The organism is Brevibacterium sediminis, assembly GCF_024895295.1.
Lineage (GTDB): Bacteria > Actinomycetota > Actinomycetes > Actinomycetales > Brevibacteriaceae > Brevibacterium > Brevibacterium sediminis.
In genome coordinates this window covers 26,298-40,247 of the sequence record NZ_JAHQRN010000004.1, presented here as the reverse complement: position 1 = coordinate 40,247, position 13,950 = coordinate 26,298, and the positions used below count along the sequence as shown (strand labels likewise).

General features: G+C 63.8%; 11 protein-coding genes. 1 reads left to right on the top strand and 10 read right to left on the bottom strand.

Annotated features, from left to right (window positions below):
• Positions 1-83: 83 nt before the first annotated feature.
• Both KTJ89_RS10155 and KTJ89_RS10150 read right to left on the bottom strand, forming a co-directional pair.
• Positions 84-1,505: an FtsX-like permease family protein gene (locus KTJ89_RS10155; RefSeq protein WP_259357632.1), complete on the bottom strand. Its 1,422-nt coding sequence runs from the start codon at positions 1,503-1,505 to the stop codon at positions 84-86.
• The gene (locus KTJ89_RS10150; RefSeq protein WP_259357631.1) at positions 1,502-2,278 is read right to left on the bottom strand and encodes an ABC transporter ATP-binding protein; all 777 of its coding nucleotides are present in this window, start codon (positions 2,276-2,278) and stop codon (positions 1,502-1,504) included. Before KTJ89_RS10150 ends, KTJ89_RS10155 begins: the two co-directional genes overlap by 4 nt.
• A gap of 283 nt (positions 2,279-2,561) precedes the next feature.
• Between KTJ89_RS10150 and KTJ89_RS10145 the strand changes: the two genes are divergently transcribed.
• Positions 2,562-2,966 (top strand): SRPBCC family protein, encoded by a 405-nt coding sequence (locus KTJ89_RS10145; RefSeq protein ID WP_181272443.1) that lies wholly within the window; start codon positions 2,562-2,564, stop codon positions 2,964-2,966.
• Between the two features lie 237 nt (positions 2,967-3,203).
• Here the strand turns inward: KTJ89_RS10145 and KTJ89_RS10140 are convergent, their stop codons facing one another.
• The 8 genes from KTJ89_RS10140 to rsmI form a co-directional block, all read right to left on the bottom strand.
• On the bottom strand, positions 3,204-4,772 hold the full coding sequence (locus KTJ89_RS10140) for a polysaccharide pyruvyl transferase family protein (protein ID WP_259357630.1): 1,569 nt from the start codon (positions 4,770-4,772) through the stop codon (positions 3,204-3,206).
• A gap of 283 nt (positions 4,773-5,055) precedes the next feature.
• Positions 5,056-6,648, bottom strand: a complete 1,593-nt coding sequence (gene groL, locus KTJ89_RS10135) for a chaperonin GroEL (protein ID WP_139908737.1) — start codon at positions 6,646-6,648, stop codon at positions 5,056-5,058.
• A 36-nt stretch (positions 6,649-6,684) separates the two neighbouring features.
• A complete protein-coding gene (groES, locus tag KTJ89_RS10130; protein ID WP_039209993.1) occupies positions 6,685-6,978 on the bottom strand; it encodes a co-chaperone GroES in 294 nt (97 codons plus the stop codon).
• Positions 6,979-7,369: 391 nt separating this feature from the next.
• Complete coding sequence (locus tag KTJ89_RS10125) at positions 7,370-8,575, bottom strand: resuscitation-promoting factor (protein ID WP_259357629.1); 1,206 nt, start codon at positions 8,573-8,575, stop codon at positions 7,370-7,372.
• Positions 8,576-8,793: 218 nt separating this feature from the next.
• Positions 8,794-9,795 carry a TatD family hydrolase gene (locus tag KTJ89_RS10120; protein WP_259357628.1) on the bottom strand — a complete coding sequence of 334 codons (1,002 nt, stop codon included), beginning with the start codon at positions 9,793-9,795 and terminating at the stop codon, positions 8,794-8,796.
• Entirely contained in the window at positions 9,795-11,510 is a 1,716-nt protein-coding gene (gene metG, locus KTJ89_RS10115) for a methionine--tRNA ligase (RefSeq protein WP_259357627.1), read from the bottom strand. The genes KTJ89_RS10120 and metG overlap by 1 nt, the downstream gene beginning before the upstream one ends.
• Before the next feature lie 176 nt (positions 11,511-11,686).
• Positions 11,687-12,751 (bottom strand): type IV toxin-antitoxin system AbiEi family antitoxin, encoded by a 1,065-nt coding sequence (locus tag KTJ89_RS10110; protein WP_259357626.1) that lies wholly within the window; start codon positions 12,749-12,751, stop codon positions 11,687-11,689.
• A 300-nt stretch (positions 12,752-13,051) separates the two neighbouring features.
• Positions 13,052-13,924 carry a 16S rRNA (cytidine(1402)-2'-O)-methyltransferase gene (gene rsmI, locus KTJ89_RS10105; RefSeq protein ID WP_374990275.1) on the bottom strand — a complete coding sequence of 291 codons (873 nt, stop codon included), beginning with the start codon at positions 13,922-13,924 and terminating at the stop codon, positions 13,052-13,054.
• Positions 13,925-13,950: the final 26 nt, after the last annotated feature.

Genomic DNA, 13,950 nt, shown 5'->3' with positions numbered 1-13,950 from the left:
AACAGGGCTACTCACCTCAAACTGGGCTGCTCGCCGCGGCCTTGCCCTACGCCTCGGCGGTAGCCATCCGCAGCACCCGCACCTCACACGGCTTCGAGCGCCTCGACGGGACTGATCGAGGTGGCCGCGCGGGCGGGTTCGCGGCTGGCGATGAACACGGCGATGAGGGTGCCGACGATGACGGCGATGACAACCGTCCAGGGCACGCTCGGCGCGAAGAGGCCAAGCAGGGGCGAGAGCAGGGTCAGCGCGCCGACCCAGCCGAAGCCGATGCCCAGCGGGACGGCGACCGCGCAGGCTGTCAGACTCAGCTGCAGGCCTTCGGCTGTGATCATCCGACGCACGCGCTTCGGGGTCTGGCCGAGCGCCATGAGCAGCCCGATCTCCTGAGTGCGCTGACGCACGGAGAGCATGAGTGTGTTCGCGACGCCGATGACGGCGATGATCACGGAGAAGAGGATGAGGGCCAACGCGAACAGCATCGACTTGTCGATGACGGTGGCCAGCGCGTCTTCGAGGCCGCCCCACCCTTCCTCGCCGAGCGACCTGGCATACCGCAGCAGCTGATCACGGAAGGTGGTCATGGCGGTGGCGAACATGACGATGAGCGTGATGCCGATGACGAGTCCGATGACCGTGCGCGCGTTCCGGGTGGGATGGCGGGCGATCGTCGAGGCGGCCAACCGGGACACCGCGGTGCGTCCGCACAGCCAGCCCATCGCCGACTGCAGGGGCGGCAGGATCCACGGATGGCCGATGATGACGCCGAGGAAGGTCAGGCTCGAGCCGAATGCGGTGAGCACCACGCTGATTACGCTGATCCGATGATCGGCGGCCCCGATCACGGAATTGACGAGGAACGTCAGCCCCATGGACAGCAGAATCAGCGAGGCGGTGAGTCCGCCGAGTGAGGCCCGGGCATCCTCGGGCCGGAGCTCCACCGCCTGCGAGGTCGCCTCGATCGGTGAGATCCCCGTGATGCGGCGCGCGCCCAGGTACGCCGACAGCCAGGTCACGATGATCGTGGCGAGCGCTGGAACAGCCATGGTCGGGGTGAGGAGGGCGACCTCCTCGGTGATGGCGTTGCCCAGATAATTCTGGGCCGCTTTCGCCAGCCCGGTCGACGCCGCGAATGCGAGCACCGCGGCGGGGACGGAGATGATCAGGCCCTCCACCGAGGCGGCCCTGCGCAGCCGTTTCGACGACGCCCCGATGAGGCGCAGCAGAGCCAGCTGGCGGCTGCGACCGGCGATGATGATCGAGAACGTGTTCGCGATGACGATCGCGGAGACGAAGAGAGCGATGAGGAAGAAGGTGACACCGATCATCGAGAGGAAGTTCTGCGCGGTCTCGGACTCGGCGATGATCTTCTCGGACGACAGCCACGCTGTCAGGATCGCGATGCCCTGCATGATTGCGGTGCCGAAGAGAGCGGCGATGAAGACGACGAGGATGCTGGGGAAGAACTGCCGCGGGTTGGTTCGAATTTCGCGCAGCGGGTTCATCGACTCACCGCGGATTCGGCGCGTTCGTCGATGTCGAGCATGGTCGAGGCGATCGCTTCGGCGGTGATGGTGTCGTTCAATTCCGTCACGGGGGTGCCGTCGGCGATGAAGATCACGCGGTCGGCGTGGGCGGCGACGATCGGGTCGTGAGTGACGAGCACGATGGATTGGCCGAAGTCGCGGACGGCCTCGACCATGATCGCCATAACTTCGCGACCGGACTTCGCGTCGAGGTTGCCGGTCGGTTCGTCGGCGAAGAGGATATCGGGGCGGGTTGCGAGCGCCCGGGCGATGGCGGTGCGCTGCTGTTGACCGCCGGAGAGCTCGTTGGGTCGGTGTTTGAGGCGGTCTTCCAGCCCCAGGCGGTGGACGACCGTGGTGATCCAGGCGCGTTCGTCGGCATTGGGCCGACGGTCGTCGAGTTCGAAGGGCAGGCGGATATTCTCTTTGACGGTGAGCGTGGGCACGAGGTTGAACGCTTGGAAGACGAATCCGATCCGGCGGCGGCGCAGGGCGGTGAGGTCGTCGTCGCGCAGCTTCGTGATCTCCTGTTCGCCGAGGTGGACTGAGCCCGAGGTGGGACGATCGAGTCCGGCGAGGACGTGCATGAGTGTTGATTTCCCCGAGCCCGAGGGCCCCATCACCGCGGTCAGTTTGGCCGGTGCGATGTCGAGGCTGACCCCGCTGAGAGCCGGGACCGCTGCCCCTTTCGGATCGAAGACCTTCGAAACGTCGCGAAGTCGGGCGATGGGCATCGTTGGGCCGGTGGTCATAGATTCCTCATGCGTCGGTGCAAGCTGTCATTTCCAGACTAACGAGGATCGGGCTTAAGAAACATGAAAAGCGACTGGCCAGTAGGTGTGAGCGAGCTGTGTACGGTCTGCTGCGAGCGGCACGAGGGAGGGCACTCTGGGCCGGCCCGCGTGCGAGGTACCGTCCCGCATGCGATGGTCGGCCCGCGTGCGAGGTACCGACCCGCCTGCGATGGCCGTCCCGCCTGCCATGGTCCGCTCCCTTTCCCTGGCCGCGCGGCTTCTCTTGTGGTCCACTTGGGAGATGACGAATCCAGCGCTCCACCTATCGACGTCCATCGACGCCTCACCCGCCGAGGTGGCGGCCTTCGCCGGCGATCCTGCGAACCTTCCGGCCTGGGCCGCAGGACTGAGCAATGGAATCCGCGAGGCGGGCGGCCGCTGGATCACGGATTCCCCGATGGGCGAGGTCGAAGTCCGCTTCGGCCCGCACACGGAGCTGGGCATCCTCGATCACGACGTGATCTTCCCCGACGGCACGATCGTGCACAATCCCCTGCGGGTGCTCGCCAACGGCACCGGCGCCGAGGTGGTCTTCACTCTGTTCCGTCTGCCAGGAGTCGACGACGCCCAGTTCGACCGGGACGCCGACATGGTTCGTGCCGACCTTGTCCGCCTGCGCACTCAGCTCGAGAGCGACCGCGCCTGAACACGCCCTGCCTGAGCACCCTTCGTCCAGGCCTCGCGCGCGTGCACAAAGCCGACACCAACGACACGGCCCCACGCCCGAGCACGCCCTAGACGGCACAAAGCGCGCAACAACGGCTGGGTCACAGTGGCTTCAGGCCTTTTGTACACCTGTCTCTGAATTGCCCAGGTTCTTCAGTGTGCATTTCAGAGCAGGGTGTGTCGAAAGTGGAATCCTGCGCGCCCGAGGCCCTTGAGCCTACCTGCGCGCGGCACGCAGCCGGCGATATGCGCGTCGGGCGAAGTCTGCAGACTGTCGGCTCGCGCTCTCGACACGTCGCGCTGCTCGGACGGCAGGCTCTGCCTCGCGCCGCTCATCACGTCGACGGGCCTCGTCGCGTTCGGTGCGTACGCGCTGCAACTGCGACTTCACCGCCTGCACCTCTTCATTCAACCGTGCTGCCTTCCGGTCCTTGAGCGCCATCACCAGCCCATAGTTCTGAACGGCGTTAAGACGTTCGCGGACAACGCCGATGTTGTCGACGTAAGGGTTGTCGATCACATCGGCGTGAAAGAAGCCGGGTGCTTCGGACCCCGCCGCTCCGGGAGTGTCGCCCAGCGTCTTCGCCACGACGAAGTCCCACCACTCCCGATGCTCGGCGCGGCGCTTCTGCGACTGCGAACGCAGTCGGTTCGCGAGCTCGCCTCGGTCCTCCACCGCGCCGACCGCAGTTGCCACAATGTCGTCGACCGAATCGAGCGGCAGCACGTAGTCCTCCATACCGACGTTCTCCGCGGCTCCGCGCATGCGGATGGACGAATAGAGGTTGGGGGCCAACGAGATGAAGGGAACGCCCGCAGCTCCGGCGAAGATCGCCGCGTGGTACCGGGTGCCGACGACCAGTTGGGCCTGCTCTGTCAGGGCGATGAGCTCTCGTGCGATGAGCATCCGGGTGGGAACGACCTCAGCATGCCCGCTGGCCTGAGCGATCTTCATATCAGTGAGCTGATCTCTCGTCTCCGGCGCTGGTGGCAGTGCCCCGCCGTGCGGCACAAGCATCACCCGCAGGCCGGTATCCTCGGCAAGCCGACGGGTGAGTTCCGCCAACCGCGCGTGATAGTCGTCATCGCTGAGCATCGGGGTCGAGGCCTTCTCGGCGAAGCTCGCCAGGATGAACGGATGCTCGGTCAGATCCGATACGGCAGACCGGTCCTCGTCGCGCGCTGTCAATGAGAACGCGTCGTCGACCTGACGACGCACCGTGGCCGAACCTCGACCGAGGTCGTCGACGAGGTGAGTCGTGTAGCTCTCTCGAGTCCCGACGAACTCCGCTTCGGAGAGGAGTTCGTGAACGATGTCCCGATCCTCGTCGTAGATGAGCGGGCCGAGCGTCTGACTGGTCAACGCATACGGTTTGCCGAGAGCGCGAGCGATCTTCGCCAGGGTCGCACGCTCATAGATGTGGTGAGCGAACATCGAGTTGAGGTTGCCGCCGCCGGCGATGAGGACAGCATCGGACTCCCGAACCGCCCCGATGACGTCAATCGCTGGGTCGTCTGCCTTGAGCGCTTCCCGATCTCCACCGACATAGTCGAGAACTCTCGCCATCCGTGAGGCATTCGGACGCCGGTCGCGCTTGAACCCAATACGCTTGACAGCGTCGACACCGTACATTTCGCTCGCGTGCTCAGGTTCACCGGCAATGAGTGTGATGGCGATGTCCGAACGGGCACGGAGCGCATCGATGGCCAGTTCGGTCATGGCCTCATCGCCGAGATGGTAGAACCGGCTCCAGCCTACGTCGCCGATCATCGTAATTCTCTTCATGGATCCCTTGTTCACGTCATGCACTGCAGAACTTCAATCGAATGTTCCGATCACTGTAACGACAGCGATGGGTTCGCTCGTGAACAGCACCTGTCTCCGAGGTGAATACGTTCGCGTTCAAGCCGACGCCAAGGTCAGGCTCGGATACAGCCACTCAGAATGCGTTGAATAAGCGGCGGCCGCCTCGGTGAGGGTGCATACGCCGATGAACGCGACAGTGGCCCGGAACGTGATGTTCCGGGCCACTGTCGTGGTCAGAGGCGACTCAGTCCGAGCGGGTGGCTCAGGCTTCGTCCTCCTCTTCCTTCTTCTCGACGACCAGGGTCTCGGTGGTGAGAACCAGGGCGGCGATCGAAGCGGCGTTGCGCAGTGCCGAACGGGTGACCTTGACGGGGTCGATGATTCCGGCACCGATGAGGTCGCCGTATTCGTCGATGGCGGCGTTGTAGCCCTGGCCGGACTCGAGGTCCTGGACCTTGGCGACGACGACGTAGCCGTCCTGGCCGGCGTTGGCGGCGATCCAGCGCAGCGGCTGGACGACTCCGCGCTTGACGATCTCGGCACCGGTGAGTGCGTCACCGGACAGTCCGAGGTCGTTGCCGTCGAGGACCTTCGCAGCGTGGATCAGAGCCGATCCACCACCGGCGACGACGCCCTCTTCGATGGCGGCACGAGTAGCGGACACGGCGTCTTCGACGCGGTGCTTGCGCTCCTTGAGCTCCACCTCGGTGGCGGCGCCGACCTTGATGACGGCGACTCCGCCGGAGAGCTTGGCCAAGCGCTCCTGCAGCTTCTCGCGGTCCCAGTCGGAGTCGGTGTTCTCGACCTCGGCGCGGATCTGAGCGACACGACCGGCAACAGCATCGTCGGCACCGGCACCATCGATGATGGTGGTGTTGTCCTTGGTGACGGTGATGGTGCGGGCGTTGCCGAGCTCTTCCAGGGTCACCTGGTCGAGCTTCATGCCCATGTCCGGGGTGACGACCTGGCCACCGGTGAGGACGGCGAGGTCCTCGAGGATGGCCTTGCGACGGTCACCGAAGCCGGGAGCCTTGACGGCGGCGACGTTGATGATTCCGCGCAGCTTGTTGACGACCAGGGTCGACAGAGCTTCACCCTCGATGTCCTCGGCGATGATGAACAGCGGCTTGCCTGCCTGCTGCACCTTCTCGAGGACGGGCAGGAGCTCCTGGATGTTGGAGATCTTGCCCTGGTTGATGAGGATGAGAGCGTCGGAGAGCACAGCCTCCTGGCGATCGGCATCGGTCACGAAGTGCGGCGACAGGAAGCCCTTGTCGAACTGCATTCCTTCGGTGATCTCGAGTTCGACGGACGCGGCCTGCGACTCGTCGATCGTGATGACGCCGTCCTTGCCCACCTTGTCGAAGGCATCGGCGATGAGCTTGCCGATCTCAGGCGACTGAGCCGACAGACCGGCGACGTGTGCGATCTCCGAGGAGTCGGCGACGTCGCGGGCGATCGTGCCCAGCTGCTGCGAGACGGCCTCGACGGCGGTCTCGATGCCGCGCTTGAGCTGTCCGGGTGCGGCACCTGCGGCAACGTTGCGCAGTCCTTCGTTAACGAAGGCCTGAGCGAGAACGGTCGCGGTGGTGGTTCCGTCACCGGCGATGTCGTTGGTCTTGGTGGCGACTTCCTTGGCCAGCTGTGCGCCGAGGTTCTCGTAAGGATCGTCGACCTCGACCTCACGGGCGATGGTCACACCATCGTTCGTGATGGTGGGGGCGCCCCACTTCTTGTCGAGCACGACGTTGCGGCCCTTGGGTCCCAGCGTCACCTTGACGGTGTCGGCCAGGGTGTTGACACCCTTTTCGAGTGCACGACGGGCTTCGTCGTTGAATTCCAATGATTTAGGCATTCGTCCTCCTGTCAGTGAAGTAGTTGTTCAGGGGATTCAGCCGATGACGGCGAGCACGTCGCGAGCCGAGAGCACGAGGAACTCTTCGCCTGCGTACTTGACTTCGGTGCCTCCGTACTTGGAGTAGATGACCTTGTCGCCGACGGCGACGTCGACCGGCACGCGGTTACCGTTGTCAGCAACACGGCCCGGGCCCACTGCGACAACTTCGCCTTCCTGAGGCTTTTCCTTGGCGGTTTCGGGAATGACCAGACCACTGGCGGTAGTCTGTTCTGCTTCGACCTGACGGATGACAATCCGATCTTCGAGTGGCTTGATGGAGACCGACATATCGGGCCCTCTCCCTTCGCTGGGTTCTATTTCATCGAGTCAGACGGCGGCTTATGCCATGAACCTCTCGTCGTCGCGGGTGCCGAGCGATTCGACCGTCTCATGAAACTGGCACTCAATGAGTGCTAGTGCTAATTCTGACTCTAGAACGCTCTTAGCACTCGGTCAACTTGAGTGCCAGCAATTCGTCATGCTCTGGGCGAAAGTTCAGATTGGGCCCCGGAAGCCGGGGCAGCGGGGCACCGAAAAGCGTGGGCCCCGAGGATCTCTCCCCGGGGCCCACGCTCCTTGCTGACCGCCTCAGCTCAGTTGTCGATATCTGTTGTCAATGACGGCCAGAGTTCATGGCCTGTACAGGCGCTCAGTCGGTTACTGCGAACCTGATCTCAGATCAGGCGCAGGCCCACTGTCCCCAGCCGGCTTCAGCCTGGAGCTTCTTGGCGCGCTGGAACTGCTCCTGCGGGCTGGCATCCGACGGATTGCCGCTGCCGCCCATGGCCTGCCAGGTCGAGGGCAGGAACTGGAACAGACCGAAGTGGGTGCCGTTCGAAGCCTTCGGATCGAAGTTCGATTCGCACTCGACGACCGAGTACCACTTGGAACCGGGTCCGCCGAGCATCGCCTTGATCTCGGCGGTGGACATGGAACCGCCGCCACCGGAGCCGCCGCCGGTGCTCGAGTCACCGGAGTCGCCCGAACCGGAATCGCCGGAGTCACCCGAGTCGGAGCCGCCGGTGTCAGCCGGCTCTTCCTTCTTCTTGGTGCCCTGGATGACGACCTTGGTCTTGGGTTCGGAGAGGACCTTCTCGTCCTTCTTCTCCTTCTTGACCTCTTCGCCGTTGATCGTCTTGACCTTGTAGGTGACCTGCTTCTCGCCGTCCTTGCCTTCGGTCTCGACCTTGGTCTCACCTTCGTAGAGGGAATCGGACTTCTTGGTCTCGACCTTGGCCTTGATGGCCTGCTTGTCCTTGACGGTGTCGTTCTTCACGCGGTTGACGGTCAGCACCTGGCCGTCGGAGACCTCGGCGGACATCGGCACGGACAGGAAGTCGTCCTTGTCGAGCTTGACGCCCGTGTCCTTGAGGGCTTCCTTGGCGGTGCCCACAGCGGCCGAGACCTTGTGGTCCTTGCCGTCGGCGACGACGGTGAGGTCCTTCGACGTGGTCACCTCGATGTCATTGCCTTCGTCCTTCAGACGCTGGCTGGCCTTCGCGTTGAGGTCGGCGCCCTTCGCGTCGACACCGAGGTCGGCCAGAGCCTGACCCACGGTGTTCGCATTGGTCCATTCGTTCGTCTCTTTGCCATCGACGGACAGCGCAACCTTCTTCGCCGTGTTGACGGTGATCGTCATATCACGGTCGACCTTGGTGCCCACACCGGGCTTGACCTGGTCGCGCTTGTCGACATCGATTTCGTGGCTGTCGAGGATGTCCCCGACCGTTCCTCCGAAGGTTCGGATCTCTTCGGCCTGTCCGTTGACCTCCAAGGTCACGGGCTTGTTCATGGTCACAACCGCGCCCGTGCCACCGACGAGTCCGGTGATCACGACCGCCTGTGCAGCGATCTGAACCTTGCGGTTCTTCAGAAAATCAATCACAAAAATATCCCTGAGCAGAGTTTATCGACCTGTTCACTGTAACCGATTCGTTACACGGTTCGCAAAATATCACGGAAATGTAACGGTGTGAGTTTCCTGAGGGCGTGTCTGACCTGGAGTTCCCCGTGTTTCCGGGGCATTCCCGATCGTGACATTCCCCCGCCGAGGCGGCGCTGCGTCCCGTTATCTCGCTCACAGAACGAAGGGCTGAGCCCGGCTCAGTCCCAGCTGCCGAGGGCCCGCTCCGCGTTGTTCCACACGGCCGCGCACAGATCCTCTTCGCTCATCCCGCGCACCTCGGCGAGTCTCCGCGCCGTGACCGCCGTGAGGTAAGGACCTCCCGGCTTACCGCGATGCGGGTGCGGGGTGAGGAAGGGTGCGTCGGTCTCCGTCAGCAGGAGCTCCAGTGGAGCGGCCGCCGCGGCCCGCCGCAGCTCGTCGGCGTTCTTGAACGTGAGGTTGCCGGCGAAGGACATGTAATAGCCTTCGGCCGCACATTCGCGGGCCATCGCCTCGTCGCCGGAGTAGCAGTGGAAGATCGTGACCTCGGGAGCGCCTTCCTCCTTGAGGATGCGCAGCACATCGGCGTGTGCCTCCCGATCGTGGATCTGCAGTGCACGTCCGGTGCGCTTGGCGATCTCGATATGAGCTCGGAAGGAGCGCTGCTGTTCGGCGACTCCCTCTTCTGCCGTGCGGAAGTAGTCGAGACCGGTCTCCCCCACCACGCGCATGCGCTCATGCGAGCTCACGAGCGATTCGATCTCGGTGAGAGCGTCATCGAGCAGGCCGCGCTCGGCCAGCCGCGGGGCTTCGTTCGGGTGGAGGGCGGCCCCGCCGATCATCCACGTCCGTCCCTCGGCAGGAGGGCCGGGCACAGTACGGGGGTCGGCCGCCTCGGCGAGGGATCCCACCTCCGTGGCCGCCTCGGCGGGGGTGCCTGAATACTGGGAAGCCACGAGCGCAGTCGTCCACCGGGCTGCCGGAAGGTCGCAGCCGATCTGGACGATGCGACGGACTCCCGCCTCGGAGGCGGTGTCATGGAAGAAATCCAGCGACGGGAACTCTTCGTCCGCGTTCGGGGTCACCTCGGGTTCGGGTTCACCAGCACCCAGCGGAAGCCGCACACCCGTGCAGATGTCGAGGTGAGTGTGGGTGTCGACGATGGGATGAGCGAGTGGTTCGGGCACCGGTGGATAGGTTCCGGCGGCGCGCGAGGCCATTATTCGGTCTCCTCCACGAACTTCGGGAACACGGGTTCGGGCTTCGGCAGGGGCGTGCCCGGTTCGAGCGGGAACCCGACGGCCGCGAACGACCGGGGATCCGCCTCGGCGGCGGCGATGCCGTCGGCAGCGGCCTCGGCGACATTCGGCGCCAGGGCGGCCGAAGCGTATGCCGCACCGGCGGCGACGCCGATGGCCGCGCTCGCGGATACGGCTCCCATCGCCTCGGCGCCGGACCCGGAATCGACGGCGGTCGGCAGGACCTTCGCACCGGCCTCACCGACGCCGGCGGGCACACCGAGGAGGTCGAGGATCTTGCCCGCGGAATCGGGCATGACCGGCTGGATGAGGATGGAGATGATGCGCACGACCTCGATCGTCACCCAAAGCACAGTGGCCATGCGATCAGGATCGGTCTTCTTCAGCTTCCACGGCTCCTGCGCGGAGAAGTAGCGGTTGGCCTCGGACAGCACCTTCCAACAGGCCTCGACATAGAGGTGGAGGGCCTGGGTGTCGACGTGGCGTCGGGCGGTGTCGGGCACGGCGCGGGCGAGGGCGAGGAGCTTCTCGTCCGCCTCGGTGAGTTCGCCCGGCTGAGGCACCTGAGCGTCGCAGTTCTTCTGGATCATCGACAGCGAACGTTGGGCGAGGTTGCCGTATTCGTTGGCGAGGTCGGAGTTCTTCCGTGTGATGATCGAGTCCTTCGTATACGAGCCGTCGTGGCCGTAGGAGAACTCGCGGAAGAGGAAGAAGCGCAGGGTGTCCAGGCCGAAGGCATCGACGAGGTCGAGGGGGTCGACGACGTTGCCGACGGACTTCGACATCTTCTCACCGGAGTTGAAGAGGAAGCCGTGGGCGTGGACCCTCTTGGGCAGTTCGATGCCGGCGCTCATGAGGAATGCAGGCCAGTAGACCGAGTGGAAGCGGATGATGTCCTTGCCGATGATGTGGACGTCCGCGGGCCACCACTTGCTGAGGCGCTCCTGGTCATCGGGGTAGCCGGCGGCAGTGAGGTAGTTCGTCAGGGCGTCGATCCACACGTACATCACGTGCTTGTCGTTGCCGGGAACCGGCACACCCCAGTCGAAGGTGGTGCGAGAGATGGAGAGGTCCTTGAGCCCGGATGCGACGAACGAGGCGATCTCGTTGCGGCGGGAATCCGGACCGATGAACTCGGGGTGGTTCTTGTACAGCTCGAGCAGCTTGTCCTGGTACTTCGAGAGGCGGAAGAAGTAGGACTCCTCTTCCGTCCAGGTCACCTCGGTGCGGGTCTCCTTGGACAGGCGCACGCCGTCGACGACTTCGGTCTCGTCATCGGTGTAAAAGGCCTCGTCGCGCACGGAATACCAGCCGGAGTACGTATCGAGATAGATGTCGCCGGCTTCTTCGAGCTTGCGCCAGATGGCCTGCGAGGCGGCGTAGTGGTCTTCGTCGGTGGTGCGGATGAACCGGTCGAAGGTCGAGCCGAGGGCGAGCTGGGTGTCGCGGAAGTTCTTCGCGTTGTCGTCAGCGAGTTCTTTGGGCGTGATGCCGAGCTTGTTCGCCGCCTGCAGCATCTTCAGCCCGTGCTCGTCCGTGCCGGTGCAGAAGAAGACATCGTGATTGTCCAGTCGCTTGAACCGGGCGATCGTGTCGGCCGCAATGTACTCATAGGCATGCCCGATGTGAATGGCCCCGTTGGGGTAGGCAATCGCTGTCGTCAAGTAGTAACCCATAGGGAACTCAGTCTAAGGGACGCGGCCGCGCAGGCGCGCATGGGCTGGTGCTGGTGGACCCAAGCGAGCTTTTGCCGAGGATTCGCGAATAGCCCAATTTGCGGTGAGTAGCCCATGTTTGAAGATGGGCTGCTCACCTCGGACTGGGCTGAAACAGTTCGCACCTGGACACCAGCTCACAGAACCAGCGGTTTCCCACACCGGCGACGCAGTTCAGGTGCCTGAAAGAAGAGCTTCTGTCCGAAGGTCCTCGGGTCCAGAACTTCATTGAATTTGAAGCGCACGATCTTATAGCCCATCGCCAGCAGACGATTGTGCTGTCGGCTCTCCTTGTTCATGACGTCGAAGCCGCCGTCGACGTACTTCTGAGTCCCGTCCACATAGAGTGCGACTCTATCGTCACGGAACAGGAAGTCGAGTCTCGTGAGAAGTCGGCTGCCATCGGCAATATTCACCTGTTGCACGAAGTCGTGCAGACCCAGAAGATGCAGATTGAAGGCGGCTCTGCTCTCCGCATAGCTTTCGGATAACGGTGATGCGAGTGAGACCAGTCTCGCAGACACCTTTGCGCCCCGTGCCAGGCGGTCAATGGGCGCTGCGAACAGAGCTGCGACTGCACCCGGAACCTCGTCCAGCAGGTGTGCCGGATACCCGAGCCTGAAGATCAGATCCTCGTCGTCGCCGAGAAGATGCCATCTGACCACCTGCTCCATCGCGGCAAATGCCGCAGCGCTGCCGAGTTCGGCTCGCAGATCCAAAGCAGTTCGAACCGGAGATGTAACGCTAAGCCCTTCCACCTGGCAAACGTCATCAGCTGCGATTGTTCTGCGTCGCCTGATCAGCTCGGGTGACTTGGTGCTTGATATGGGGTGGAACACCGACACTGGTTCGTCCGGTTCATCGAACATACCGATTCTGTGCAACCGGGCCGCCGAGATCCCGAACACGATGTCTCCTGCGCGGTAGTGGGGATAGTGGAGGACTTGCAGACGCTTCAGATTCGCCTCGTATCTGCGTTGCTGGGACCGCTCTTTGTCGCGTCCCTCCTCGTGATACGTCATCCAATCCGAGTCCGTGGCGAAGGGAGAGAGGTATCGGTGGGCACGGACTTCACAACGTCTGACGACCGAATAGACTCCACGAGAGAGCTTTCGCAGACAGCAGCCCAAAGCGCTGCGGATGTCTGCCGTTGAGGCTCCAGCATTGCGAAGGTCCGTGAAATACACGACGTTGTTCTTCATGCCGGCACACTGCCGAAATCCGCATTGATTCAGCAATGCTCAATCCTGTTGCTGTGGAATCAGCTTCGGCGTCCACACGGTGACAGCGCCTCAGTAAAGAGTCAATCAACAGGCGTCAGCGTTCGAGTCGAGTCGTCGACCGGCTTCACAGCGGCTCGTGCCTTTCGCACCAGGCTCGTTTGGGGAGTATCTCAACCGCGCTGATGGCCCAGTTTTGGGTGGATAGCCCACTTTCTGCCATGGGCTATCCACCCGAAACTGGGCTGCCGGCTATCCACAGCCGATTGCGCACGAGTCGTGTCACTCGCGGTGGAGCCAGGCCTCGTAGACGTCGCGCTTGGACAGGCCGAACTTCTTCGCCACCTGCCCGGCCGCGTCCTTGGCACGCGAACCGGAGTCGACCAGTGCGCTGACCTCGCCGAGGTGGTCCTCCGGAGCCGTTTCGACCTCGGTGGCACCGGCGAGCACGAGGGTCAGTTCCCCTCGCAGACCCTCGGCGGCCTGATCGCGCAGTGAACCGACGGTTCCGCGCAGAGTCTCCTCGTAGGTCTTCGTCAGCTCGCGGCTGATGGCCATAGGCCGGTCGACGCCGATGATCTCGGCGAAGTCGTCCATCGCATCGGCGATGCGGTGTGGGCTTTCGAAGAAGACCATCGTGCGCTTCTCGGCCTTGAGTTCGGTCAGCAGGGTCTTGCGCTGCCCGGACTTGCGCGGCAGGAACCCTTCGAAGCTGAACCGGTCGCTCGGCAGTCCCGAGACCGCGAGCGCCATGAGCACCGCGGACGGCCCCGGTGTCGACGTGATCGGAAGTCCCGCCTCGGCGCAGGCCTTGACCACGCGGTAGCCGGGGTCGGAGACGGCGGGCATCCCCGCGTCGGAGAGCAGAACCACGGTCTCACCAGCGGCGATGATATCGACGAGTTCGGGAGCGCGGTGGCCCTCGTTGTGGTCGAAGACGCTGATGACACGCTTCGTGTGCGTGAGGTTGAGTCGCTGCGCGAGCGACAGGAACCGCCGCGTGTCCTCGGCGGCGATGACATCGGCAGTTTCGATGGCCTCCCGCATCCGCGGGCTCGCATCGCCGAGGTTGCCGATCGGAGTCCCGACCAGGATCAGTCGACCGCCGGTGAGGTTCGGACCGAATCTTGGCCCCGCGTCATCGGTCAAGTCGATCTCGTCGGACGGCGCCGCCTCGGTGG